The sequence below is a fragment of the Edaphobacillus lindanitolerans genome (assembly GCF_900156305.1).
In the GTDB taxonomy this organism is placed as follows: Bacteria; Bacillota; Bacilli; order Bacillales_A; family Planococcaceae; genus Bhargavaea; species Bhargavaea lindanitolerans.
The window spans coordinates 418,652-442,690 of record NZ_FTPL01000002.1; the positions used below are offsets into that span (position 1 = coordinate 418,652).

A 24,039-nucleotide genomic window follows, 5' to 3' on the forward strand; every position below is an offset into this window, starting at 1 on the left:
CAAAACGATGAAGATCAGGAGACAAAACTATTACACTATTAATTATTTGCTAGAATACTACACGGAAGTTCAATTTCCGCCATGGTCCCTTCGCCTTCGACACTGCTGAATCGGATGGTTCCTCCATGGTTTTCAATGATTTTATAGCTTGTCATCAGGCCGAGGCCCGTCCCTTTTTCTTTGTTCGAATAAAACGGCTCCCCCAATCGGTGCAGCCGATCCGCCGGAATGCCGACCCCTTCATCGGAAACCTGTACTTTTACCGTCGGATTCCCGGAGATCAGTTTTACACGCACGGTGCCTCCGTCCGGCATGGCTTCGATTGCATTTTTGACGAAGTTGATGATCACCTGCTTGATCTGTTTCGCCTCACAATTGACCCAGACCGGATTCTTTGTTTTCCTGAACCGGATCCTGCTCCCGTGCATGTGCGCTTCGGCCTTCAGCAGCTGGGTGACTTCGTGAAGCACTTCATTCAGGTCGTAATCTCTCATTTCCGTTTCCTGGTGCGGCTTGGCGAGCATGAGGAATTCATCCATGATCAGCTCGATCCGGCTCAGCTCGTCGAGGATGATCCCGGCGAACGGGTTGGCCTCCCCTTCCCCGAGGAGCTGGACAAATCCCTTCACCGACGTGAGCGGATTCCGGACTTCATGCGCGATCCCTGCGGCCAGGCGGCCGACCACACCGAGCTTCTCCCACTTTTGAGTAAGCTCCAGACTATGTTTGAGATCGGTGATGTCCTGAGTGAAGGTGACCAGCCGGACGGCCTCTCCTTCATCATCTTCGACCCGGATGAATTTTGTGCGGAGCCAGCGGACCTGTTCCTCCGTTCCGTGTATCCTGAATTCGATCTCCCGCGTTTCATTGCTGATTCCCTCCAAAAAGTCCCCGGCCGCCTCCTTGTCCTCATCCAGAAGATTTCTCCTGATGGACATCGGGTCCGCGTACAATTCATTGAGAGGAAGACCGAATAGTCTTTCCATCGCGGGATTCAGATAGATATATTTCTCCTGGACGCAGTCATACTGCGCCAATCCGATGTCCACGTTATCCATAATGTCGACGATCAGTTGGTCGCGGTCATGGATGATCCGCTCCTGAAGGCGGATCAGCGACCGGCTGGCCAGCATTGCCTCACGGGATATGAACAGCACAAAAAATGCCCTGACCCGGTTTTTCTCGCCGTAGACCGGAAACGCCTGAACATGCACCGGCACACGCGAGCCGTCTTTCCTCAACCGCACCGTATCCAGCCGGTAATTCCGTTCTCCCGATATCAGCCGCATGCTCCCGACCTTGAATTCATGCTCAAGTTCCTTCGGGATGATCGGAATGGGCCTGCCGAGCAGTTCACAGGCACTCCAGCCGAATTCCTTTACGAATGACTCATTGACATCCAAGATCACCCCGTCAACCGACATCATGATTGCCGCCTCGTCGATCAGTTCAAAAAAGGGACTGTTCCATGCCGTCGGCTTATCATCCAGTGCCAGACCGGCTGGCCTCGGAACGACCGGAAACAAGCCAATCAGGAACAGATCCTCCTCTATGGCTTTCAATTCCCTAACATAGTAAGGATCATATCCTCTGTCGGCAACCCGGAACGTGAACGGGACAAAGCGCTCTCCTTCGGTCGCTTCCTGCATCCTTGAATAAATCAGGGGAACATCGTCCCGGTGAACCATTTCCTCTATGGACTTGTTGGAGAGCACCGTGTTCGAGTCATGGTATATCTCCCCGTCCGGCATGATGAACCAGTAGCCTTTCCGTCTCGCATCAATGAGAAAGTATTGTAATCCCGTGCCTTCCGCCGCCAATAGGTACCGGAGATCATCCTTCAACTTTTTCATTCTTTTATCGACCTCTTCCATGGCGAAATCATCGAAAGAACTAGGACCTTTGGTACATAGTTCCAACGAAAGTAACGGACGAATATTCAGATTAAAATTAGTATACAAGAACGATTGCAGAAATGGAATATACAAACAAGCCGGAAAGTAAAACTCTTCCGGCTTTTCAGGGTTGCCATGCTTGGAATTCATGAAGCGGTTAAAACAGGAATTTTTATTCAGATGAACGCGGAGCGCCGCCTTCAGCAATAAGGAACAATCAATTCCGGGCCGTTGTTCTTCGGAGAGTTGACTCCGGGAGATACTTCGTACGCTTCCATTCTCGCTGCATCAAACGGTACGAGCAGTTCCCGGAGCGCTTCGGTGTCCCGGTTTCCCGGATCCAGCCACAGCGCTTCCTTTTCCTTCGGGAGAATGACGGGCATCCGATCATGGATCTCCGCCATCAGCCCGTTCGGCTTCGTCGTGATGGCCGTGCAGGAATGCACTTTCTCGCCGTCCGGAGAAACCCAGGTTTCCCACAGGCCCGCAATGCCAAATACTTCCTCCCCCTTCAGGCGGATCCGCATCGGTTTTTTTTGCCCGTCCGCCTTCTTCCATTCGTAAAAGGAATCTGCCGGGATCAGGCACCGGCGCCTTTTGAAAGCTTCCCTGAAGCTGGGCTTGTCTGCGACCGTCTCGGCTCTTGCATTAATGAGCCGGCTTCCGATTTTCGGGTCATCCGCCCACCTCGGGATCAGTCCCCACTTTAATTTGCCAAGCCGGTTCCGGTTACCGTCATTGATGACAGCCACGACCTGCTGGGATGGCGCGATGTTGTAGCTTGCTTCGTAATCGGATTCGACGATTGCAGCAGTTGCGGAAAAACGCTCGATCAGTTCTGCATACGGTACATACAAAGTGAATCTTCCGCACATCGGAATCCCTCCTTTTTGTCACTTTACCACACCTCCATCATGCGTATCCCGGAAAACGAAAAGCCGGTCCCCCTGTAATCAGGAGGACCGGCTATTCTCTGTTCACCGATTGGCATCCACTTTTCCGAGCCAGACCGTAAACAGCAATCCGGCGAGGAACGTGACTGCACTGACAGCCAATGATCCGGGACCGGAATGCAGGCCAGGGAAAATCACGAATACAGAGCCGGCGATCAGTCCGATGATGACTGCGTACATCAAGGACGGGAAAGTATTCAGCAGGTAATGGATGATCCTGCTGCTGACGATGAATCCGACAATAACCCCCGCTCCGATGACGGCGATGATCGGCAGATTCAAGTTGGACAGCGCGGCAATGGCTGTGGAATACGCGCCGAGCAGCAGCAGGACGAATGATCCGCTGACGCCTGGAAGCAACATGGCCATGCTGCCGAGCCAGCCGGAGAAGAACAGGAACACCGCCTTCGACCCGGTCAGTTCCCGGATCGGCTCGCTGTCGGACGGATTGAGGAATGCCGTCGCCGCGAGGGCAATGCCGATGATGACGAGGATCACGTAGTGGATCGGACGGAAATTGCGCTTCATCCCCGATTCCCTGGCGAGAAACGGGAGCACCCCGAGCACGAGGCCGATGAAGAAGAACTGGGTCGGCACGACGTGATTGGCAAGCAAGTATTCAATCAGGCGGCTGAACAGGAGAAGTGCCCCGCCGATCCCGATTCCGAGCGGCACGAGGAAGCCGAGCTGTTTTTTCCAGTCCCTGCTGAAGAACCCGTTGATCGCCTTCAGCAGATTGTCGTAGATGCCGAGAATGAGCGCGACGGTTCCTCCGCTCACACCCGGAATCAGATCACTGATGCCCATCATGAGTCCCCGGTAAATATTTTTCCATTGCATGTCGAAATCAATCCTTCCAGACTTCCAGTTAAAAACTCCTTAGACAGTATATCATGTCTCCAATCGCATGATGCCAGAATGATAAATGTATTCCGGGCAGAGGGAGCATGACTGGAGCCGGCCGGATGCCTGTGTGCCGCACATTAAAAAAGCAAGAACGCCGGCCGCGCTTTCCGCGGTAGTATCCGGAGTCCCTGCTTTCGGGTGATATCAGCCGATCACCGGCCTGCCGAAAACCCGGTCAGTTTTTGGAGGCGGTCAGTTCATCGACTTTTTGGCGCCATTCCTCTTCGGTCATGCCGGTCTCGAGGAAATAGCGGTTCCGCGGATGCTCGCGGCATTCGTCGGAGCAGCTGCGGCGGTGGATGAGTTCATTCTCTTCCGAGCTGAGAATCTTCTTGTTGCATTCAGGGTTGGCACAGTTGACGTACCGCTCGCATGGCGTCCCGTCGAAGTGGTCGCGTCCGACGACCACATGCTCGACCTGATTGACCGGCACGGCGATCCGTTCGTCGAACACGTAGCATTGTCCGTCCCACAGCTGCCCTTTTGCAACCGGGTCTTTTCCGTAGGTGACAATGCCTCCGTGAAGGTGACCGACGTCTTCAAACCCTTCGCGCTTGAGCCATCCCGTGAATTTCTCGCAGCGGATCCCTCCTGTGCAATAAGCCAGGATCCGCTTTCCTTCGAACATTTCCCGGTTTTCCTGCACCCAATCCGGCAAGTCACGGAACGTCTCGACTTCCGGCCGGATGGCACCGCGGAAGTGTCCGAGATCGTATTCATAATCGTTCCGCGCGTCGAGGACGACGGTATTCTCGTCCTGCATCGCTTCCAGGAACTCAGCCGGCTCCAGGTATTCGCCTGTCAGCTCGTTCGGATCAATGTCCTCTTCAAGGCTCAGGTTGACGATTTCCTTGCGTGCACGGACATGCATTTTCCTGAACGCATGGCCCTCCGTCTCGTCCACTTTAAACACGAGGTCGCTGAACCGTTTGTCTGCATGCATGGCGTCCATATATTTTTGCGTCTGCTCGATCGTGCCCGAGCATGTACCGTTGATGCCTTCTTCCCCGACGAGGATCCGTCCTTTGAGGCCGAGCTCTCTGCAAAATGCAAGATGCTCCGCCGCAAAGGTCTCCGGATCCTCAATCGGCACGTATTTATAATACAGCAGGACTCTGTGTGTGAATTTTCCCATAATCCGACACCATTCCCTTTCTCCTTTGGATTAAAAAATGCCACTCACCAATATAACAAATTAATGGCCGCTTGGATAGTCCGAAACACGGCGGACAGCCCGCCATGTAAGAGGCGGGCTGCAGTGTTTATCGGTTTTTCATCCCTTGATAACGGCTGATGAACGTGTGGGGGGCGTCTTCCGTCTCGAACGCAAACAACCCTTCAATGGTATGCAGATATAGAAACCAGCTTGTCGCGGTCGCCGGCCTGCAACTGATGTCCGTCACGCTATTCATCCGAAAACTGCGTTCATGGGAAATGATGGCTGCCGGCGTGAGCGTCAGTTCGTACTCATGCCGCTCCGCCTTCTGCTCGAGCCAGTGGATGCGCCGCTTGACCTTCACATATCGGATGGACGCCACCCGGTCGCTGTGAGGAATCATTTGAACACAGACGTACTGTGGAGCGGCTGCACGCGGGATTTCGGGTCAAGATAAGCTTTCGCATTGTTGACGGCAATCGGCGCTTCACCCAGTCCGACGGCGATCAGCTTGACTTTTCCGTCGTAGGACGTGACGTCACCCGCCGCGTAGATTCCCTCGATGTTGGTTTCCATCTTCGTGTTGACGAGGATGGAGTTTTTGTCCATCTCCAGACCCCATTCTTTCAGCGGCCCGAGGGATGACACGTTCCCGTAGTTGACAATCACATGGTCCGCGTGAAGCTCCGTTTCGCTTCCGTCTTTGCCGACGAGCACCACTTCATTCAGTTTCCCCTCTTCACCCTGCAGGATTTTCACGTTATGGGACGTCTTCACTTCCACAGACGAATCATGCAATTTCGTCACGCTCGTCTCATGTGCGGTGAACCGCTCGCGCCGATGGACGAGCGTCACTTTCTTCGCAGTCCCCTCAAGCATGAGTGCCCAGTCGACCGCAGAGTCCCCGCCGCCGCATACGAGCACTTCCGTGTCCGAGAAGCTGGAGAGGTCCTTGACGCCGTAGTGCAGGCTCTTGCCCTCGAACGTCTCGGCACCTTCCACATTCAGCTTGCGCGGCTGGAAGGCGCCGACGCCGGCTGTGATGAGGACCGTGCGGGAGTAATGGACACCCTGGTCCGTTTCGATGACGAAGAGCTCGCCGTCCCGGTTGGCTGCCAGGACGGTTTCTCCGAGGCAGACCTCGGGTTTGCCGTATTGCGCCTGTTCCACCAGATTGTCAACGAGGTCTTTGGCCAGGATTTTTGGGAATCCTCCGACGTCATAGATGAATTTATCCGGATACAATTCCGACAACTGTCCGCCAAGTTGAGGAAGACTGTCGAGAATCTTCACTTTCATCTCGCGCATGCCGGCATAGAAAGAAGCGAAGAGACCGGTCGGTCCGCCTCCCACTATCGTAATATCAAAAATATCCTGTTCATTTATCAATTAAGTCAACTCCTCATGCTTATATCCAATCGAGAATTCTTTTCAGTGAATATTATAACCGCAACCGTCAAGGATAGAAAATACAATGCCCTATCTTTCGCCTGGCGGACGTTTCCCGTGCATCCCAAACGGGTACTGGGATACAATGGTGAGGCGGCGCTTGCCGGCTGAATAATTTCTAATTGAAAGGTTGTCATATCTTGGGGAAACATCAGCAGGAAATCTATGACCATATGATGGCAAACAAGGATGAACTTGCACGTCGGTGGATCGATTCCAGTGCTGGCGACGGGACGGCTTACACATTCAATATCGAGGACAAGGAAAAAATGCGGCTGCAGCATAATGCGCTCATCGAGGCTGTATCTTCCCTATTCATCGAAAACGAACAATCATTCAACATACATATTAATGAGTGGGCAGAATCGGTTGCGGCTGATTGGGTCAGGAACGGCATATCCATAGAAGAGACCATTGCACAGTTCAGAAGGATCCGAAGCACCTATTGGAATTTTGTAAAGGACTTCATCATGTCCGCAAGAGAAGGTTTTACAATCGAAGAAGCTTTTTATTGGAGCAATCTCGTCAATGACGCCTTTGGATACATCTCCGAGAATTTTGCCCGGCACTACGAGGAAGCACATGAGAAGATCCTTGCATCCCAGCAGAAGATGATCACGGAACTCAGCAGCCCGGTCATCCCGGTCAAGCGCGGAATCGGAATCTTGCCGATCGTCGGTGACATCGATACTTACCGGGCCAAGGTGATCCTAGAAACGACGCTTGACCAGGCCTCCAGGCAAAAGCTCGATCAATTGTTCATCGATCTTTCGGCGGTTCCGATCGTGGATACGATGGTGGCCCATCAAATATTCCAGCTCATCGATGCGCTCCGGCTGATCGGCGTAGAAACGGTTCTGTCCGGAATCCGGCCGGAAATCGCCCAGACCGCGGTCCAGCTAGGAATCGATTTCAAAGATACCAAAACACAGTCCACACTGATGGACGCCCTTGAAATTTATGGCTGACATGCCCTTCCGCCTCTTTCGTTGCCTCGAATGAGGCTTTTTTTTATGGAAATTTTAACGGGCCATTGAAAAAGCCAGGTGAATCATGAAGAATGGGAAATGAACGACGATTTTGAAAAGACATTGTGTCCCCTGCAGCCGGCCGCTGCCTGGGCGCAAAGTCGGCAAAAGGAGGATACAAATGGTCACATTCAAAGATTACAAGTATACCCGCCCCGACATGCAGGCCCTCAAGCATCAGTGGCACGGTCTCCTGGAGACGTTCCGCACATCTGACACCTCCGACGGACAAAATGAGGTCATCGTGGAACTGAACCGGTTGGCAGAAGATTATTCCACACAGGAAAATCTCGTTTATATCCGTGCCTCTGTCGATACGAACGACGAATACTACCAGAAAGAACGGGATTACTTCGATGAGATCGGCCCGGAGTTCGAAGACTTGAACACCGAGTTTTACAAGGCTCTCGTATCCAGCCGTTTTCGCTCCGAACTGGAGGAACGATGGGGAACCCAGTTGTTCGCAATTGCCGACCAGAAAATCCGTTCGTTCTCATCCTCGGTGATTCCCCTTCTCCAGGAAGAAAACAAATTGTCATCGGAGTACTCGAAGCTTGTCGCCTCTGCCCAAATCGAGTTTGACGGAAAAACGCTGACACTTGCACAGCTCGTGCCGTATACGCAGTCAACCGACCGGAAAATCCGAAAGAGCGCCGTGGAGGCAGCTTTCGGTTTTTATGCTGCACACCAGGATCGGTTCAACGACATTTACGACCGGCTTGTCAAGACACGGCATAACATTGCCGAGGCACTTGGCTATGATGACTTTGTGGAAGTCGGGTTCCTCCGGATGAACCGGATCGGATATGACCGAAAGATGGTTCAGAACTTCCGTGACCAAGTGAAGGAGCATGTGGTTCCGATCGCTACGGAACTGTACAAACGGCAGGCGGAGCGAATCGGTGTCGATAAGCTGTACTTTTACGATGAGGGGCTGAATTTCACCGACGGGAATGCAGATCCGGCGGGCCCTCCGGAATGGATCATCGAAAACGGCAAAAAGATGTATGAAGAACTTTCCCCGGAGACATCGGAATTCTTCCATTTTATGCTGGAGCATGAATTGATGGATCTGGAAGCGAAAAAAGGGAAAGAAGGCGGCGGCTACTGTACATTCATCGACAATTACCGCTCCCCGTTCATCTTTTCCAACTTCAACGGCACTTCGCACGATATCGACGTACTGACACACGAAGCCGGCCATGCGTTTCAGGTGTATTCCAGCAGGGACATCGGCGTGCCGGAATATATCTGGCCGACGACGGAAGCAGCCGAAATCCATTCGATGAGCATGGAATTCATCACATGGCCCTGGATGGAGCTCTTCTTCAAAGAGGCAACGGAGAAATACAAATTCACCCATCTGAGCTCTGCCCTGCTGTTCCTTCCCTACGGCGTGGCGGTGGACGAATTCCAGCAGCGGATTTATGAAAATCCGCAGCTGTCGCCTGAAGAACGCAATGGCGTCTGGAAAGAACTGGAACAGAAATATTTGCCGCACCGCGACTATGGCGGCATTCCGTTTCTGGAGGCGGGCGGAATTTGGCAGCGCCAGTCGCATATTTATGAAGTTCCGTTCTATTACATCGACTACTGCCTCGCCCAGATCTGCGCCCTGCAGTTCTGGAAAAAATCCCGTGAAGATCACCAGGCAGCATGGGACGACTATCTTCGTCTTTGCCGGCTCGGCGGCTCAAAGCCGTTTCTGGAGCTGCTGGACGGCGCCGGCCTGGCTTCCCCGTTCGATGACGGATGCATTGAATCCGTCACTGTTCCGATCAGGGAATGGCTCGATTCGATCGACGACCGGTCACTCTGATTCCGTTCAAGTCAACGTGCAACCGGCTGCAGTTTACCGCATAACAAAGCAAACGGCAAAGTCCTCCGGGGCTCTGCCGTTTGCTTTTTAAAATTTGTTTGCTTTTCCCAATCACTAAACCTCCTCCTGAACGGGTATAAGTGTTAAAATCCTTTAAGTGTGATGGATTGATGCAATCAGGAGGGATTAAATGTTCAGCCGAAAGAATACAGACCCGTTTTTCGAGTCTCTCGCCAAAATTTCCGTGAATGTGCAAGAGGCCATGCATTATGCAAAAGATGTCCGCATCCGGTCAAAGGCTGATCTTGAAGAGATCAGTACGACAATGAAAAAATATGAAACGGACGGAGATGATCTGATCCACGAGCTGATTGTCATGCTGAATAAGTCCTTTATGACGCCGATCGAGCGGGAAGATATCCTTGCGCTGGCGAACAGCATGGACAATGTGCTTGACGGGATCGAGGAATGCATCGCTCATTTTGACATGTTTGCACTCACTGAGTCCGACGATGCCATGAACACGTTCATCCATTATATTACCCTCAGCACGGATGAGATCGTGAAGGCGATGGATAAACTGCAGGATAAAAAACTGCCCGGAATGCGAGAACATGCAATCCGAGTCAAGGACTACGAGAGCAAATGTGACGAAGTCCTAAGGGAATCAATCAAACAACTCTTCCTCCACGAAAAAGATCCGATCCGGATCATCCAGTTCAAGGATATTTACGAACAGCTTGAAGACATTGCGGATGAATGCCAGAACGTGGCCAACACGATTGAAACCATCATCATGCGCAACGCTTAACGATTGGAGTTTTCCACTATGGACATGCTGGTAGTTCTCACCGTATTAATCGTGGTCTTTGCGCTTGCGTTCGATTTCATCAACGGTTTCCATGATACCGCAAATGCAATTGCCACATCCGTCTCGACAAGGGCTTTGCCTCCAAGGGTGGCCGTACTGATGGCCGCTGTCATGAATTTCCTCGGCGCCATCACCTTCACAGGCGTGGCCAAGGCGATCACAAAAGACATTGTGGATCCGTTCGCACTCGAGAACGGTGCCCTGGTCATCCTGGCGGCGCTCATCTCTGCAATCATCTGGAATCTGGCGACCTGGTATTTCGGAATCCCGTCCAGTTCCTCCCATGCCATCATCGGCTCCATTGCCGGTGCCGCCATAACGGCGGCAGGCTTCGGGATCCTGAACTACAGCGGGTTCATCAAGATTGTCCAGGCGCTGATCCTGTCGCCGATCATTGCCATCGCGATGGGTTTTCTCGTCATGACCCTTTTCAAGTTCATTTTCCGGAAAGCGACGCTCTCCAAAACAAACAGGAGGATCCGCATCCTCCAGATCGGCACCGCGGCCATCCAGTCGTTCACACACGGAACGAACGATGCACAAAAGACGATGGGGATCATGACAATGGCCCTCATCGCCGCCGGATGGCAGTCTTCGGATGACATCCAGATGTGGGTGCGTGTCGCCGCAGCGACCGCGATGGGTCTCGGGACTTCCATCGGCGGCTATAAAATCATCAAGACCGTCGGCGGAAAGATCATGAAACTCCGGCCTGTCAACGGTGCGGCAGCGGACCTGGCATCAGCGAGCGTCATTTTCGGTGCCACCCTGATCCATTTGCCGGTATCGACCACGCACGTCATCTCCTCGTCCATCATGGGCGTCGGCTCTGCACAGCGCGTGAAGGGCGTAAAATGGGGAGTCGCGCGGAAAATCGTGCTCACCTGGATCATCACGATGCCGAGTGTCGCCATCCTTTCTGCTCTGATCTACTGGCTGCTGGACCTGTTCTTCTGAAGACCGGACCGCGTGCAGAATGTTGGCTATTCATCGAACATTAGAACTTCGTAAACCGAATGAATTTTTCTTTTATTTTCCCTCTGTTTGCTCTATTATAATTTTCGGACGTCCAAACTGTTCGGAAAACGAAACACAGGGGGAATGGTGAATGTTTAAGAAATGGTTGATCGTGACGGCGGCATCGGCCCTGATGCTCGGTGCATGCGGTTCGAAAAGCGCGGAAGAGATAGACGACGTCTACAAGCAGTCCGATACATACAAGAAAGCGGCTGAAGTGGACGCGCCTGAATCCTATTCGAAGGACTTCCTCCTCGATACAAGCATCTTCATGAGCGAGACGGCCGAAACGATGGAAGTCCTGAGCGAAAACGTGGAAAACGTCATTGAAAACGGCAAACTGAAAGACGAGGAAGCCGTCAAGACGGCGCTGAAAAACTTTGACGAGTTCACTGCGGAGTTCAAGCTCGACGGCAAAAACGACCAGGAAAAAGAGATTGCGGCGTTTTCCGGCGACATCGCTGAAAACATGGAGATTTTCCGCGACTATCTGAACAGCTATATCGAAAAACCGGAGGACAAGTACAATACGACCCTTTCCAGTGCCCGCTCCCGTGTTCTCCAGCTTACCGGTGACATGAGCAAGGATCTGGAGGAAAACGGTGCCCAGCCGGCGCTTGAAAAACTGAAAGAGCAGTTCGACGCGCTCCATTACAACGCTGATTTCGGCGGGTTCAAAGGCAATTTCGCTGTATCCGGCTGATCGGCATCGCAACAACCTTCAATGATGTCGGCCGGAAGTTCGAATCTTGCCGATGAAAAAACCAGGTCCCTCAACAGGGGCCTGGTTTTTTGATATAGGAAGGATGTTGTCCTTTTCGGCTATCACCAGAGATTCGGCTTTGCGACCATGAACCAGAGCATGATGAGAAGCAGGAGGATATAGGTCCACAGTTTCCTGTTGAGCACACCGATCAGGGCCAGCCGGTCCCCTGTGCCTGCCGACAGTTGTCCGAGTACCGGCTTGAATGCCCTGGCCAGAAAGAAGATGGAACCGAACATGACGGCAATGGTCATGACAACCCAGGAAGTCGACCAGGGATAGCCGCCTTGGAGCATGAGCAGGAGGCCGGTCGCGACAAGCACGTGACCGGCATGCTTCACGAGGCGGACGGCCGACCTGAACACCGACAGATGCTCTCTCAGCAGGCGTTCATCTGCATCTTTCATTTTCTTGATGAGCGGGACGAGGACAAAAAACGGTCCGATCGACAGGGCGGCGCTGAGCACGTGAAAAAACAGAATGGACGGATAGTAACTGTTCATCTCCCGTCATTCTGCAACCGGGCGGAATTCGTGTACCCAGACTTTCATCTTGGACGCCCATCGCATCCCCGGATGGAAAGAAAGGATGGCTTCCTGATACGTTTTGAGACTCGGATACCCTTCGGACTTTGCGTCTTCTTCGGTCATTTCACCGAGTGTCTGGCTGTAGACGCTCGTGACCTCAAACCGGCTCCCGTCCAAGACCATCACCTCGCCGGGATCCGCATAGCGGCCGTTCCGCCTTGTGGCCGTCTTTGTCCTGTCGATGACTTTCCGGACATCATCCGGATTGGTCACGAGCCGTTCGATCGAGCAGGTTTTTGGAGGCAGTTCCCCGTTTTCATAGTTCTTCAAGTTCTATCTCCCCTTCTGATCCGATTCAGATGAAGAATCCGGCTTTTCTTGCTTCGAATTCAAGTTCCTCGCGGTATTTCGGGTGTGCGATTTCGATGAGGCGCCTTGCCCGTTCAGAAAACGGCTGTCCATATAGGTCGGCGATCCCATATTCGGTCACGACGCTTCCGACCGAATTCTTGGATGTCGTGACGACGGAACCCGGTGTCAGACCGACACGGATTCTGGAGATCGTATCGTCTTTTGCCGTTGAGTGCAGGCAGATGAACCCTTTCCCGTATTTGGAAAAACGGATGCCGTTCGCAAAATCCGCCTGCCCCCCGCTGAGGGAATAATACTTGCCCCCCACCGTCTCAGATGCCGCCTGTCCGTAAAGGTCGATTTCGGTGGATGCATTAATGGATACCATATGATCTTCCTTTGCGATCTCATGCGGATTGTTGACGATATGGACCGGCAGAAATTCAACCCCGGGGTTGTCGTCCAAAAAGTCGTAGAGTCTTTGGGTGCCGAGCGCGAACGTGCCGACAATTTTTCCGGGATTGGTCTTTTTCCGGGATCCGTCGATTGCCCCCGATTCAAACAGATCCGCGATGCTGCTCGTCAGCATTTCCGTGTGAATCCCGAGATGCCGGTAGTTTTTCAGCATCCCCATGACGGCGTTCGGGATGGCGCCGATGCCGACCTGGAGCGTGTCCCCGTCCTCGATCCGGCCGACAACATACTCGGCAATGCTGCGGTCCTTTTCTCCGATGGGCGGGGCCACCGCTTCTGCAAGCGGAGCGTGATGCTCGATAAAGCCGGCGACCTGGCTGATATGAATCTGATTCCGGCCGAATGTCCTCGGCATGTGATCGTTCACTTCCAGCACGAACGGCACGTGTCCGATGAACTCGGCCACATAATCTGCATTCGTTCCGAGGGAAAAATAGCCGTGCTCATCCACCGGAGAGGCCTTCGCCAATACGAGGGAGCGCTTCGTCGTCCTCGACAACAAATACGGAACATCGGAAAAGTTGTTCGGCACAAGTTCAATCGTTCCGCGCCAGTATGCCTTCCGGGTGGCGGAACTGAGGAAATAGGAAACATGGGACAGCTTGCCGGGGAACTCCCCGTTGATGTAGGCCCGCTCCCGAAGTGCATGCATCTGGTGGACCCGGACGCCGTCCAGCTCATCGGCATGCTCTTCGAGGAGGTCCAAAAGCCGGACCGGCTCTCCGTTGGCGATCGGGACAATCAGGTCGGCCTGAGGACCGATCAGGGAGATGAATTCCCCGTCGGACAGTGGTCTGGTCATCTCAGCAACACTCCTATCAATCCTTGTGATCAAACCTTACCATAAGACGGCCGGCTGTTTAACCGGCACCGTTGCTGCATCCGGCGTTTCCTTTCGCATTTATGAACGATTCATGACGGCAGTCCACCGCCGTCAGCTGATCAGGCCCGCGTAGTCGGCGGGCGCAATATTCCCTCCCGACAGAACGGCCACTCGTTTTCCCGTATCCCCTGTTCCGCCGGATGCAAGGAGGCCGGCAAGCGCGGTCGCCCCGGAAGGTTCGACCACCTGCTTCATCCCCTGGAACATCAGGACCATCGCCTCCCTGATGGCGCTATCCGGAACGGTGATCAGGCCATCCAGCGCTTCCATCAGGATCGGGAATGTCAATTCGCCTGGAATCGTCGTGCGCAGGCCGTCCGCAATCGTCAGGGTCGGTCCGATTGCGGTGCGCTCCCCGGAGGCCAGGGAACGGCGGGTGTCATCCGCGCTTTCCGGCTCGACGCCGAATACCTTCACATCGGGCCGTGTCTGCTTCACGGCTGACAGGATCCCCGAAATGAGCCCCCCGCCGCCGACCGGTACGTAAATGGCCGTGCAGCCCGGCACCTGTTCAAGGATCTCCAGTCCGACCGTCCCCTGCCCCGCCATGATCATCGGATCATCATAGGGCGGGATATAGACTCCGCCCTCCTCCCGGGCAATCCGGCGCGCTTCAGGAATCCGCTCGGCGGATGTATGGCCACAGCGGACAATCCGGCCCCCGTAGGCTTCGATCGCCGAGACCTTCGCCGGCGAAGCGTCTTCCGGCACGACGACGGTCGACCTCATCCCCTGAAGGGCGGCCGCCCTGGCGACGGCCTGTCCATGGTTGCCGGAGGATGCGGCAACCGCATGCTCCGCGCCTTCCCTTGACGCGTTCAGAACCTTGAACGTGGCACCCCGGATCTTGAACGAGCCGGTCTTTTGAAGATGCTCCGCCTTCAGGAAGACGTCTCCCCCTGCAAGTTTGTCGAGACGTTCCGAAGTCAGAACCGGTGTGCGGTGGACCATCCCGCCGATTTCACGGGCGGCGGTCTGGATTTCTGTAAGTCCGATCATCTTGCTCCCCCTTTTCCCTTTCCTTCATGGTTTCATTCTACTTTTGGCGGTCATCCCCCCGCAACCATGACATTTATCATGCCTCCTTTTTGACATCTGTGCCTGTTCTGACGATTTCGATTTCCCTATGATGAGAATGACCGAAGAAACGTGCAACAAACATAAAGGAGGAACCGAATTGGATCGAGAAAAAACCGTTCAGCTCCGAAAAAATGTGAAAACCTATGAAAAGTCAGACCGACGTCAAAGCACCATCCAAATATTGAACACGATTCCCCCGTTTTTCCTTCTGTGGGGCATCGCCTACGCGGCTTATTTTGTCTCGCCCTGGCTGGCTGCCGGCGTGGCCGTCATCGCCGCAGGCTTCCTTGTCAGGATTTTTATCATCTTCCATGACTGCACCCACGGATCGTTTTTCAAAAAGAAAAAGGCAAATGACATTCTTGGGACGATCACCGGCATCCTGACTTTGTTCCCCTATGAGAAATGGAGAAGGGAACATATTATCCACCATGCGACGAGCGGCAACCTGGACAAGCGGGGAACCGGCGATATCTGGATCATGACCGTCGATGAATACAATGAAGCCACACCGATGCAGCGGCTCGGTTACCGGCTCTACCGGAACCCGCTCGTCATGTTCGGGCTGGGCCCGCTTTATCTGCTGCTCGTTTCAGGACGGTTCAACCGAAAAGATGCCAAATCGAAGGAACGGTGGAACACATGGCTGATCAACATCACAGTCGCCCTCCTGTATGCCGGCATGATCCTGGCCATCGGCTGGAAACCGTTTCTTGTGATCCAGGGAACGGTGATGTATACCGCCGCCCTCCTCGGAATCTGGCTGTTCTACGTCCAGCATCAGTTCGAAGACTCCTACTTCGAGGAAGAGTCCGAATGGAACTATGTGAAAGCCGCAGTTGAAGGAAGCTCTTATTACGAGCTCCCCCGCCTGCTCCAGTGGCTCAGCGGCAATATCGGCTACCACCATGTCCATCATCTTGCGCCCCGCGTCCCGAACTATAAACTTGAAGAAGCCCATGTATCCGTCCCGCCGCTTCAGAAGGCGACGACGATCACTCTGAAAACGAGCCTTGAGTCTCTGAAATTCAAGCTTTTTGATGAAGCGAACAAGCAATTCGTCACATTCACGGAATGGCGTGACGCATACGGTCCGACCATCCCGAAACCGCTTCCTGCCGCAAAGCGGAAAGCAGGAATCGGAAGCCATGAACATTGACCAGCCGGCGGCTCCCGACAAGGGGGCCCGCCGGTTTTTCTCTGGAAGCAGCCTGTCTGTTATAATGGCTGAAAACGGAATTGCAAGGATGGGAATTCTATTGAGGAAATGGTATCAGATCTACCCGACGAACAAGTGGTTTAATATTTATGCATGGATTCTGTTCTGCATTATGCCTTTCTTCTTCATCTTCCGTTCCATGTCCCTGCTGGAAATCGCCTCGGGACTCGCCTTGTTTGCCCTGTTTTTCGTTTCGTACCGGGCTTCGAACAATCGTGAGGGAACCGGGTCCTATGTATGGCTGGGCATCGAAATCGTGATCAGTTTCACCATGACGGTGGCATTCGGATTTATCTACTTTTTCCTGTTCATCGCCCTGCAGATCGGGAATATCCGCAAGCGGACGCCCTTTTTCATCTATTACGCATTCACCACCGGAATTTCAGCCGCTGCACTCGTCCTCGTCATTTTCACCGAGACGGAGATCTTTGTTTCCCAGTACCCGTTTCTCATCATGACGGAGGTCGGCGTCCTGCTCATCCCGTTCAATGCCTATAACCGGCATCAACGGGAAGTGCTCGAGGAAAAACTCGAGGATGCCAACCGCATGATCGCCGACTTGGTCGTCCACGAGGAGAGACAGCGGATTGCGAGGGATCTCCATGACACCCTCGGGCAGAAGCTCTCGCTCATCGGCCTGAAAAGCGACCTGGCATCCAAACTCGCTGTAAAGGATCCGGACCGGGCACGGGGTGAAATGCTCGATGTCCGGCGGACCGCCAGGACGGCCCTGAAGGAAGTCCGTGATCTCGTGAGCGGCATGAGAGGCACGAGCCTGCCGGCTGAACTGATGAAGGCTGAACGGATCCTCGAGGCGGCGGGAATCAGCCTGTCCATAACCGGCAGCTCCGAAGAAATCGATGTTTCCCCCTATATCGAAGATGTACTCGGAATGTGCCTCATGGAAGCCGTCACCAATGTCGTCAAACACAGCAAGGCGTCCGATTGCTCGGTCGTGCTGGCAAAGGACGAAAGCGAGACCACGCTTTCCGTGTCGGATAACGGCATCGGCATCCGCAGCGCGCTGACAAAAGGAAACGGACTGCTCGGGATGGAGGAACGGATGGAATTCGTCAACGGACGGCTCTCGATCGGCCCGGGCCCCCGCGGGACCGGAACGTCCCTGACCGTGCACATCCCGAACATCATACAAAATACAAATGAGGTGACGGCATGATCCGGATCGTCATTGCGGAAGATCAGAAGATGCTGCTCGGTGCACTCGGCTCGCTTCTCGATCTGGAGGATGACCTCCAGGTGGACGGCCTGGCCGCCGACGGTGCGGAAGCGGTCCGCCTCGTGCGCCGGCTGCAACCGGATATTTGCATAATGGACATCGAGATGCCGGTCATGAGCGGTCTGGATGCCGCCGAGCAGCTGAAGGACCTGCCCGTTAAGATCATCATCCTGACGACATTCGCGAGGGCCGGCTATTTCGAACGGGCCCGAAAAGCCGGCGTGGACGGATATCTTCTGAAGGACAGCCCGAGCGATGAACTGGCGGATGCCATCCGCTCGATCATGTCCGGAAGGCGGATCTATTCCCCCGAACTGGTCGACCTGGCATTCAGCCCGCCAAACCCGCTGACCGAGCGGGAGACCCAGGTGCTTGAACTGATCGCAGAGGGAAAAGAGACTAAAGAAATCGCAAAAGAATTGTTCATCACCGCCGGAACGGTCCGGAACTACATTTCCGTGATCCTGGACAAACTCGGCGTCGGCAACCGGATCGAGGCGATTGCCCGGTTTCGGGAAAACGGCTGGCTGCGCGGGACGGACAGGGACGCGGACTGACCGGATACTCCATATCGTAAATCCGGCGGCCATATTGCAAATTCGAGGGCCATATTGTAAATCGGGTGGCCATATTGTAAATCCAGGTTCCATATTGTAAATCGGAGGGCCATATTGCAAATCCGAGGTCCATATTGTAAATCGGATGGCCATATTGCAAATCCGAGGGCCAAATTGTAAATCGGATGTCCATATTGCAAATCCTAGGTCCATATTGTAAATCGGACGGCCATATTGCAAATCCGAGGGCCATATTGTAAATCGGATGGCCATATTGCAAATCGGACGGCCATATTGCAAATCCGAGATCCATATCGCAAATCAACTGTCCATTCCAAAAACCTTCCCAAACAAAAAGCCGCCGGCATTAAATTGCCGGCGGCTTTTTCATGTGGGATCGATCAAGCCTCAGCCAGCTTGGAATAGCGGCGCTTGAACAAGACCGTGAAGTATGTGACCGTCAGAATTAGCGCCCCTGCCATGAAGGCAAGGAGAATTCCGTTGCTGAACAGGGCGAGGTCCGCATTGCCCGAGGAAATCGCAGCCTTGAATGCCTGTACCGAATACGTCATCGGCAATCCGGCGTTGAGCCACTGAAGCGGTTCCGGAATCAATTCCAGCGGGAAGGTCCCTGCGCTCGTCGTCAGCTGGAGGACGAGCAGGATGATGGCGATGAACCGCCCGGGATCCCCCATTGACGAGACAAGGAACTGGACGATTGCCAGGAACGTGTAGCTCGTAATGATCGCCGAGGCGATCAGCCAGCCCGGTTCGACGGCGTCCAGACCAAGTGCCATGATGACGACCGCAACCGCCGCGAGTGCCTGGATGAGCCCGACGACCGCGAGGATGGCGATCTTGCTGCCCGCCCAGCGCCAGCCGTTCACCGGCCGGACCGCCGGTTCAACCAGCGGGAAGACGATCGTGATGAGCAGGGCACCGACGAACAGGCCAAGCGAGAGGAAGTAAGGAGTAAACCCGGTTCCGTAGTTCGGTACATGGTCGATGCTGTCTTTCTCCACTTGAACCGGTGCCGAGGCCATGTCGATCGTGTCGTCATTCGCTTTCACTCCTCCGGCTGTATCGTGCGCATCGGCGAGTTTCTCGCGGAGCGTTCCGGAACCGTCGGCAAGTTCTTCCGTCCCGGAAACGAGTTTCCCGGAACCGGATGCCAGTTCGCCGGATTTCTGCGCGAGTTCGCTCGTTCCTGCTTTCAGCTGGCCGGATCCTTCAAGGAGAGACCCGAGTCCGGAAGCGAGCGAACGGCTTCCTTCGTTTGCAGACTGGATGCCGGCATCCAGCTCGGCCGCCCCGCTTGCAAGCTGCGCATTTCCTGCAGCCAGGCTGCCGGCGCCTTCGACAAGCTTGGCGGATGATCCGTCAAGTTCTGCGGCGCCTGCTTGGATCTGCTTCCTGGCTTCCGCCAGTTGTCCGGCACCGGATTCCGCTTCTCCGATGCCGGCGGCAAGGCTGCCGGTACCCTCACCGAGTGAAGACAGGCCGGCCGATACCGCACCGCTGCCCTGCTTGAGCTGTTCAAGTGTCCCGTTCAGCTGTGCCTGCTGTTCGGGAGAAAGCTGCTTGAGGATCGGTTCCAGCTGGCCGGCCAATGCTTCAATCCCCTGGTGGACCTGGCCCGCGCCGGTTTCAAGTTCACCGACCGAACCGTCCACACGGGATGCGCCGGATTTCAGCTGGCCGAGCGCAGCGATCAGGTCGCCGTCCTTGCTGTTCGCTGCGGCGATCCCTTCCTTCAGCCGGGATACTCCAGCGGTGTATTCCTGTACCCCGCTCTTAAGGGCCGCCGCCCCGTTTGCGGCTTCGTCAGCACCCGAACGAAGCCGGCCGGATCCGGCGGACAAGGCAGAGAGCCCCTCGTCAAGCTTGCCGGCACCCTGTGCCGCCTCGGAAGTGCCCGCCACAAGGCGATCCGTGCCGTCCACCAGTTCAAGGGAACCGCCAGCTAACTGTTCCAGATAGCCCTTCAGATCGGATGCACCGTTGTGGAGCTCCTTCGCGCCGTCCTCGAGCTGGCCCGCACCGTCTGAAGCTTCCCCGAAGCCATCGCCCATTTCCGCGATGGCGTCAAACAGCTGCTCGGAGTATACAGCGACAATCTGCTCATTCACTTCGGAACGGATTTTCTCCATCGCCGTTTCACCGATCTGGCCGGACAGGAAGTTCAATCCCTCGTTTGGCCGGTATTCGATGGACAGTTTTTCGGGTTGCTCGTCCAGAAGTGTGGTTGCATGCTCGGAGAAATTGGACGGGAATTCAATCAGCATGTATACGTCATGCCCGTCAAGCGCCTTCTCGCCTTCTTCCGGAGTCATTTCAATGAAATTAAATTCCTTGCTCTCCATGAGCTTGTCCGTGACCTCATTGCCGATATCGAGCTGGCGGCCTTCAAAATCCGCCCCTTTGTCCGCATTCACGACGGCGACCGGCAAATCCGGAAGCCGGTCGTACGGATCCCAAAATGCCCACAGCAGCATTCCTGCATAGAGCACCGGAACGAGCAGGACCGCGATGATCGCAATGAGCATCTTCCGGTTATGCAGGATGTTTTTCAGTTCTCCTTTTAACATGTTTCTACCTCCGTTTGGATGATTGACCGAATCGGTCAACTGGTCATTAAAGTGAAAAATAAAAGCTTCCGATCTTTATTTGTGGTCGGTGGCCCCTTTACTGACCGGTCCGACTTTTTGGTCACTCAAAGGATGAAGCAACGCGGACCGAACCCTTTCAGGCGAGCAATCCGCGGAACAGCGTTTCATTGAACAGATTGGCGATGGTTTCCTCTTTCAGTGGTTCTCCCCGGGTTTCCGGCCACTCGATGACGAAAGCAAGATAGGATTTAAAGAGCATGTAAGCAACAAGTTTTGGATCACAGGGCCGGACTTCGCCGCGCTCGATCGCCATCTTGAGCTTCCCGGCGATAAATCCGACAATCTCATCTTCCACTTCGAGGAGCATTTCCTGAACCGCCTGTGTGCGGATTTCTTTCTCCTCTTCGATCAGTTTGCCGAGCAGTGCATGTTGTTCACGGAACTCCAGCATCTTCATGAGCGCCTGGTGAGCCTTTAGCCGGAACGGCTCTTCCGGGTCGATCACGGCTTCCGCTTCTGACCGCATCTCCCGGATGGTCGACCGGACAATTTCCTGGAACAGCTCTTCCTTGTTCGAAAAGAACGTATAAATCGTGCCCTTGCCGACTTTCGCGATTTTCGCCACTTGATCCATTGTTGTCGCTTTGTAACCGAACATGGAAAAGGACCGAGTGGCTGCCAGGATGATCTCTTTCCTTCTGTCCATCGTTTCACCCCTTTCGAACTGAGTGACCGAAAAACAAATATGGTCATTACGTTCTACATTGTAGCCTGAACCGTTCATCAACGCAACCCCTTTTGGAGATTCGGACGGATTCGGTCAATTCTGTTGGCGAATCGGACTCTTGGCGTGCCGAATCGGTCTCTTACGTCCTTTCCCTCGTGCAAACTGGGAAAAGGCCGCCGTATCCCTCCGAACAAAAACTGCCGCCTGCCGGGTTTCGGCAAAGGCAGCAGTGATCCTCCCTGTAGAACGGCTCATTCATTCATTCAATCATCAATGCGGATGGCGATTTTGCCGAATTGAGTGCTCTCTTTAAGCTGTTCCATCGCTTCGCCGACTTGAGCCAGGCTGTATTCCGAGTCGATGACCGGCCGGATCTTTTCCTCCTCCGCCAGCTTCAACAGTTCCCGGAGTTCTTCCCGGCTGCCCATTGTCGATCCGAGCAGATCAAATTGGCCGTAAAAGAACTCGCGCAGATTGAAATCCACATGATCGTCGGTTGTCGCGCCGAACGTCACAAACCGGCCGCCTTTCTTCAAAACCGAGAACGAACGGTTGAACGTCGCTTCGCCGATGCTGTCGATGACGAGGTCCACCGTTTCATCGGCAAGTGCTTCCTGCCAGTCTTCCTCTGTGCCGATGGCGCGGTCCGCCCCGATCCCGAGCGCCAGCTCCCGCTTTTTTGCACTCCTCGAACTGACGATCACACGGGCGCCGAGCGCCTTGGCAAACTGGATGAGGAAGGTGGCGACGCCGCTGCCGGCACCGGGTATGAAGACTGTTTCCCCCGGCGCCAGCCGTCCCCTGGTGACCAGCGCGCGGTATCCGGTCAATCCCGCCAAGGCGAAAACGCCTGCCTCCACCCAGGACAAGTGGGCCGGTTTCGGCTCCAGCTGTTCGGCCGAAATGACGATTTTACCGGCCATCGTGCCGTTGTCGGGCATGCCAAGGATGTCAAACCCTTCCGGCGGGGCACCGGTTTTCGTAAACCAGCGCAGCGCCGGGTTGATGATGACTTCGTCCCCGGGCCTGACAGCTGATACCCCCTCCCCCACGGACTCCACCACCCCGGCCCCGTCGGATCCGATGACGACGGCTTCCCGATCATTCCCGCGCCGGGCGGGTATGTAGAGATCCCGCCGGTTCAGCCCGGCGGTCTTCAGTGAAACGACCGCCTCTCCGGGTCCCGCCTCGGGATCCGGCAGCTTCTTCAATTTCCATTCTCCGTAATCAAACACGTAAGCTTCCACTGCGTCCACCTTCCTTTAAATAGTGACTGTAGGCTTCCAGGTCTTCCATCGAAGCGATGTCCCTCGGGAACAGAGGTACGCGGATCACTTCCTGGTTCTTGAAAAGCCCGTCAATCTGCTTCAGATAGATCTCTTCATGGACTCGCCGTTCTCTCAGAAACTCGCCGTCCGCTTCCTTCGGCAATACTTTATTCACGATGAGCGTTTTGACCCCGAGACCGTACTTGGCCAGGAGACCCACCGCCTTCTCCGTCTCGACGATCGGGAGCCGTTCCGGATTCAATACAAAGATGAACCCGGTCTTCTGCTCGTCCAGCAGAATCTCTCTTACCCGGGCAAACCGGTTCTGCCTTTCCCTCAAAACGTCATAGATCGGATCTTCCACCGGCTCCCCGTCGTTCAGCAGGGCTGAATAGTTTTCATTTGTCTTTTTTCGCTTCTCCAACAGTCCGGTGATCCAGACCCCCATCAGTTCCGGCAGGCTGAGCAGGCGGATCGTATGGCCGGTCGGGGCTGTGTCGAATACGATCCGGTCGAACGTCTCCCGCTCCTCAAGAAGGACCGTTACAAGCCGGTCGAACAATGCCGCCTCATCCGCACCCGGTGAAGCCTTTGCTGTATCCAGCTGCCGGTTCACCTCGGCGACCATTCCTGAATGCACCACGCCCTTCAGATTGTCCTTGACCGTCCGGATATATTTTTCCGTTTCCTGCTCAGGATCGATTTCCAGCGCCCACAGATTTTCGGCGACACCTGTGACCCGGCCGCCAAGGGGCCTTCCGAGCAGATCTCCGACGTTGTGTGCCGGATCCGTTGAAACGAGCAGCGTCCGATGTCCTTCCGCCGCATTCCGGAATGCGATCGCCGCGGCGGATGTCGACTTCCCAACACCGCCTTTGCCCCCGACGAATATGATTTCTTTTGCCATGGCGTCCATGTCATCCGCTCCTCTCTTCAGCAGCACCGGAAACCGGCAAGCGGTGATTTTTCCATTCCCATCCTGAGATGCCAATCATGGAACTTCTCCAGCATGTATGGATAAAGCTCCAATGTGTAGTAGTAGGCAGGATTCGGAATCCCGACCATTTCCGAATACAGAAGCAGGAGGAACAGATCGTCTTCATCCCTCAGTTCAGCGGCGATTTCACGTCGGTGCGGAAGACTGATCACTTCCTCATAATACCGGATCATCGTTTTGAGCTTCTCTAAGATGTCCACCGGGCATCCTCCATTCTTTCATCCGATTATTTCCTGTGCAATAAATCGGGGGC

At 54.5% G+C, this 24,039-nt stretch carries 23 protein-coding genes; 8 read left to right on the forward strand and 15 right to left on the reverse strand.

What is annotated here, in order from left to right:
- Positions 1–38: 38 nt before the first annotated feature.
- From B0B07_RS08160 to B0B07_RS08185, 6 genes are all read right to left on the reverse strand, one after another.
- Positions 39–1,853 carry a PAS domain-containing sensor histidine kinase gene (locus B0B07_RS08160; protein ID WP_076757973.1) on the reverse strand — a complete coding sequence of 605 codons (1,815 nt, stop codon included), beginning with the start codon at positions 1,851–1,853 and terminating at the stop codon, positions 39–41.
- Positions 1,854–2,095: 242 nt separating this feature from the next.
- Positions 2,096–2,770: an SOS response-associated peptidase gene (locus B0B07_RS08165; RefSeq protein WP_076757974.1), complete on the reverse strand. Its 675-nt coding sequence runs from the start codon at positions 2,768–2,770 to the stop codon at positions 2,096–2,098.
- A 102-nt stretch (positions 2,771–2,872) separates the two neighbouring features.
- A complete protein-coding gene (locus B0B07_RS08170) occupies positions 2,873–3,688 on the reverse strand; it encodes a DUF368 domain-containing protein (RefSeq protein ID WP_076757975.1) in 816 nt (271 codons plus the stop codon).
- 241 nt (positions 3,689–3,929) lie between these two features.
- Entirely contained in the window at positions 3,930–4,889 is a 960-nt protein-coding gene (gene trhO, locus B0B07_RS08175) for an oxygen-dependent tRNA uridine(34) hydroxylase TrhO (RefSeq protein WP_076757976.1), read from the reverse strand.
- A 127-nt stretch (positions 4,890–5,016) separates the two neighbouring features.
- The gene (locus tag B0B07_RS08180; RefSeq protein ID WP_076757978.1) at positions 5,017–5,313 is read right to left on the reverse strand and encodes a hypothetical protein; all 297 of its coding nucleotides are present in this window, start codon (positions 5,311–5,313) and stop codon (positions 5,017–5,019) included.
- A complete protein-coding gene (locus B0B07_RS08185; RefSeq protein ID WP_076758428.1) occupies positions 5,310–6,296 on the reverse strand; it encodes an NAD(P)/FAD-dependent oxidoreductase in 987 nt (328 codons plus the stop codon). The genes B0B07_RS08180 and B0B07_RS08185 overlap by 4 nt, the downstream gene beginning before the upstream one ends.
- Positions 6,297–6,499: 203 nt before the next feature.
- On the opposite strand from B0B07_RS08185, the gene B0B07_RS15555 reads away from it, so the two are divergent.
- The 5 genes from B0B07_RS15555 (at position 6,500) to B0B07_RS08210 (ending at position 11,797) form a co-directional block, all read left to right on the forward strand.
- Positions 6,500–7,327, forward strand: coding sequence for an STAS domain-containing protein (locus B0B07_RS15555; protein ID WP_084186618.1), 828 nt, complete (start codon positions 6,500–6,502; stop codon positions 7,325–7,327).
- Positions 7,328–7,508: 181 nt separating this feature from the next.
- Positions 7,509–9,206 (forward strand): M3 family oligoendopeptidase, encoded by a 1,698-nt coding sequence (locus tag B0B07_RS08195; protein WP_076757979.1) that lies wholly within the window; start codon positions 7,509–7,511, stop codon positions 9,204–9,206.
- Between the two features lie 190 nt (positions 9,207–9,396).
- Positions 9,397–10,017, forward strand: a complete 621-nt coding sequence (locus tag B0B07_RS08200; protein WP_076757980.1) for a DUF47 domain-containing protein — start codon at positions 9,397–9,399, stop codon at positions 10,015–10,017.
- 18 nt (positions 10,018–10,035) lie between these two features.
- Positions 10,036–11,034 (forward strand): inorganic phosphate transporter, encoded by a 999-nt coding sequence (locus B0B07_RS08205; RefSeq protein WP_076757981.1) that lies wholly within the window; start codon positions 10,036–10,038, stop codon positions 11,032–11,034.
- A 151-nt stretch (positions 11,035–11,185) separates the two neighbouring features.
- A complete protein-coding gene (locus tag B0B07_RS08210; RefSeq protein WP_076757984.1) occupies positions 11,186–11,797 on the forward strand; it encodes a hypothetical protein in 612 nt (203 codons plus the stop codon).
- A gap of 122 nt (positions 11,798–11,919) precedes the next feature.
- Here the strand turns inward: B0B07_RS08210 and B0B07_RS08215 are convergent, their stop codons facing one another.
- The 4 genes from B0B07_RS08215 to B0B07_RS08230 form a co-directional block, all read right to left on the reverse strand.
- A complete protein-coding gene (locus tag B0B07_RS08215) occupies positions 11,920–12,360 on the reverse strand; it encodes a hypothetical protein (RefSeq protein WP_076757985.1) in 441 nt (146 codons plus the stop codon).
- A gap of 6 nt (positions 12,361–12,366) precedes the next feature.
- Positions 12,367–12,714, reverse strand: coding sequence for an ASCH domain-containing protein (locus B0B07_RS08220; protein ID WP_076757988.1), 348 nt, complete (start codon positions 12,712–12,714; stop codon positions 12,367–12,369).
- 25 nt (positions 12,715–12,739) lie between these two features.
- Positions 12,740–14,011: an acetyl-CoA hydrolase/transferase family protein gene (locus tag B0B07_RS08225; RefSeq protein ID WP_076757992.1), complete on the reverse strand. Its 1,272-nt coding sequence runs from the start codon at positions 14,009–14,011 to the stop codon at positions 12,740–12,742.
- A 132-nt stretch (positions 14,012–14,143) separates the two neighbouring features.
- The gene (locus tag B0B07_RS08230; RefSeq protein WP_076757994.1) at positions 14,144–15,091 is read right to left on the reverse strand and encodes a threonine/serine dehydratase family protein; all 948 of its coding nucleotides are present in this window, start codon (positions 15,089–15,091) and stop codon (positions 14,144–14,146) included.
- A 178-nt stretch (positions 15,092–15,269) separates the two neighbouring features.
- On the opposite strand from B0B07_RS08230, the gene B0B07_RS08235 reads away from it, so the two are divergent.
- From B0B07_RS08235 to B0B07_RS08245, 3 genes are all read left to right on the forward strand, one after another.
- A complete protein-coding gene (locus tag B0B07_RS08235; protein ID WP_076757996.1) occupies positions 15,270–16,331 on the forward strand; it encodes a Delta(5) desaturase DesA in 1,062 nt (353 codons plus the stop codon).
- Between the two features lie 100 nt (positions 16,332–16,431).
- Complete coding sequence (locus B0B07_RS08240; RefSeq protein ID WP_076758431.1) at positions 16,432–17,568, forward strand: sensor histidine kinase; 1,137 nt, start codon at positions 16,432–16,434, stop codon at positions 17,566–17,568.
- Positions 17,565–18,185 (forward strand): response regulator transcription factor, encoded by a 621-nt coding sequence (locus tag B0B07_RS08245; protein ID WP_076758001.1) that lies wholly within the window; start codon positions 17,565–17,567, stop codon positions 18,183–18,185. Before B0B07_RS08240 ends, B0B07_RS08245 begins: the two co-directional genes overlap by 4 nt.
- 401 nt (positions 18,186–18,586) lie before the next feature.
- Here the strand turns inward: B0B07_RS08245 and B0B07_RS08250 are convergent, their stop codons facing one another.
- The 5 genes from B0B07_RS08250 to B0B07_RS08270 form a co-directional block, all read right to left on the reverse strand.
- Positions 18,587–20,773: a YhgE/Pip domain-containing protein gene (locus tag B0B07_RS08250; RefSeq protein WP_076758004.1), complete on the reverse strand. Its 2,187-nt coding sequence runs from the start codon at positions 20,771–20,773 to the stop codon at positions 18,587–18,589.
- A 157-nt stretch (positions 20,774–20,930) separates the two neighbouring features.
- Positions 20,931–21,500 carry a TetR/AcrR family transcriptional regulator gene (locus B0B07_RS08255; RefSeq protein ID WP_076758006.1) on the reverse strand — a complete coding sequence of 190 codons (570 nt, stop codon included), beginning with the start codon at positions 21,498–21,500 and terminating at the stop codon, positions 20,931–20,933.
- 284 nt (positions 21,501–21,784) lie between these two features.
- The gene (locus B0B07_RS08260; RefSeq protein WP_076758008.1) at positions 21,785–22,768 is read right to left on the reverse strand and encodes a zinc-binding dehydrogenase; all 984 of its coding nucleotides are present in this window, start codon (positions 22,766–22,768) and stop codon (positions 21,785–21,787) included.
- Positions 22,749–23,705, reverse strand: a complete 957-nt coding sequence (locus B0B07_RS08265) for an ArsA family ATPase (RefSeq protein ID WP_076758009.1) — start codon at positions 23,703–23,705, stop codon at positions 22,749–22,751. Before B0B07_RS08265 ends, B0B07_RS08260 begins: the two co-directional genes overlap by 20 nt.
- A 17-nt stretch (positions 23,706–23,722) precedes the next feature.
- On the reverse strand, positions 23,723–23,959 hold the full coding sequence (locus B0B07_RS08270; RefSeq protein ID WP_407643868.1) for a cory-CC-star protein: 237 nt from the start codon (positions 23,957–23,959) through the stop codon (positions 23,723–23,725).
- Positions 23,960–24,039: the final 80 nt, after the last annotated feature.

Excerpts from the sequence above, each read along its gene's own strand:
- B0B07_RS08215 (WP_076757985.1), bottom strand. The coding sequence starts at position 12,360 with ATGAACAGTTACTATCCGTCCATTCTGTTTTTTCACGTGCTCAGCGCC.
- B0B07_RS08200 (WP_076757980.1), top strand. The coding sequence starts at position 9,397 with ATGTTCAGCCGAAAGAATACAGACCCGTTTTTCGAGTCTCTCGCCAAA.
- B0B07_RS08225 (WP_076757992.1), bottom strand. The coding sequence starts at position 14,011 with ATGACCAGACCACTGTCCGACGGGGAATTCATCTCCCTGATCGGTCCT.
- B0B07_RS08205 (WP_076757981.1), top strand. The coding sequence starts at position 10,036 with ATGGACATGCTGGTAGTTCTCACCGTATTAATCGTGGTCTTTGCGCTT.
- trhO (WP_076757976.1), bottom strand. The coding sequence starts at position 4,889 with ATGGGAAAATTCACACACAGAGTCCTGCTGTATTATAAATACGTGCCG.
- B0B07_RS08255 (WP_076758006.1), bottom strand. The coding sequence starts at position 21,500 with ATGGACAGAAGGAAAGAGATCATCCTGGCAGCCACTCGGTCCTTTTCC.
- B0B07_RS08250 (WP_076758004.1), bottom strand. The coding sequence starts at position 20,773 with ATGTTAAAAGGAGAACTGAAAAACATCCTGCATAACCGGAAGATGCTC.
- B0B07_RS08195 (WP_076757979.1), top strand. The coding sequence starts at position 7,509 with ATGGTCACATTCAAAGATTACAAGTATACCCGCCCCGACATGCAGGCC.
- B0B07_RS08265 (WP_076758009.1), bottom strand. The coding sequence starts at position 23,705 with ATGGACGCCATGGCAAAAGAAATCATATTCGTCGGGGGCAAAGGCGGT.
- B0B07_RS08270 (WP_407643868.1), bottom strand. The coding sequence starts at position 23,959 with ATGATCCGGTATTATGAGGAAGTGATCAGTCTTCCGCACCGACGTGAA.
- B0B07_RS08210 (WP_076757984.1), top strand. The coding sequence starts at position 11,186 with ATGTTTAAGAAATGGTTGATCGTGACGGCGGCATCGGCCCTGATGCTC.
- B0B07_RS08160 (WP_076757973.1), bottom strand. The coding sequence starts at position 1,853 with ATGAAAAAGTTGAAGGATGATCTCCGGTACCTATTGGCGGCGGAAGGC.
- B0B07_RS08180 (WP_076757978.1), bottom strand. The coding sequence starts at position 5,313 with ATGATTCCTCACAGCGACCGGGTGGCGTCCATCCGATATGTGAAGGTC.
- B0B07_RS08170 (WP_076757975.1), bottom strand. The coding sequence starts at position 3,688 with ATGCAATGGAAAAATATTTACCGGGGACTCATGATGGGCATCAGTGAT.
- B0B07_RS08165 (WP_076757974.1), bottom strand. The coding sequence starts at position 2,770 with ATGTGCGGAAGATTCACTTTGTATGTACCGTATGCAGAACTGATCGAG.
- B0B07_RS08245 (WP_076758001.1), top strand. The coding sequence starts at position 17,565 with ATGATCCGGATCGTCATTGCGGAAGATCAGAAGATGCTGCTCGGTGCA.
- B0B07_RS08230 (WP_076757994.1), bottom strand. The coding sequence starts at position 15,091 with ATGATCGGACTTACAGAAATCCAGACCGCCGCCCGTGAAATCGGCGGG.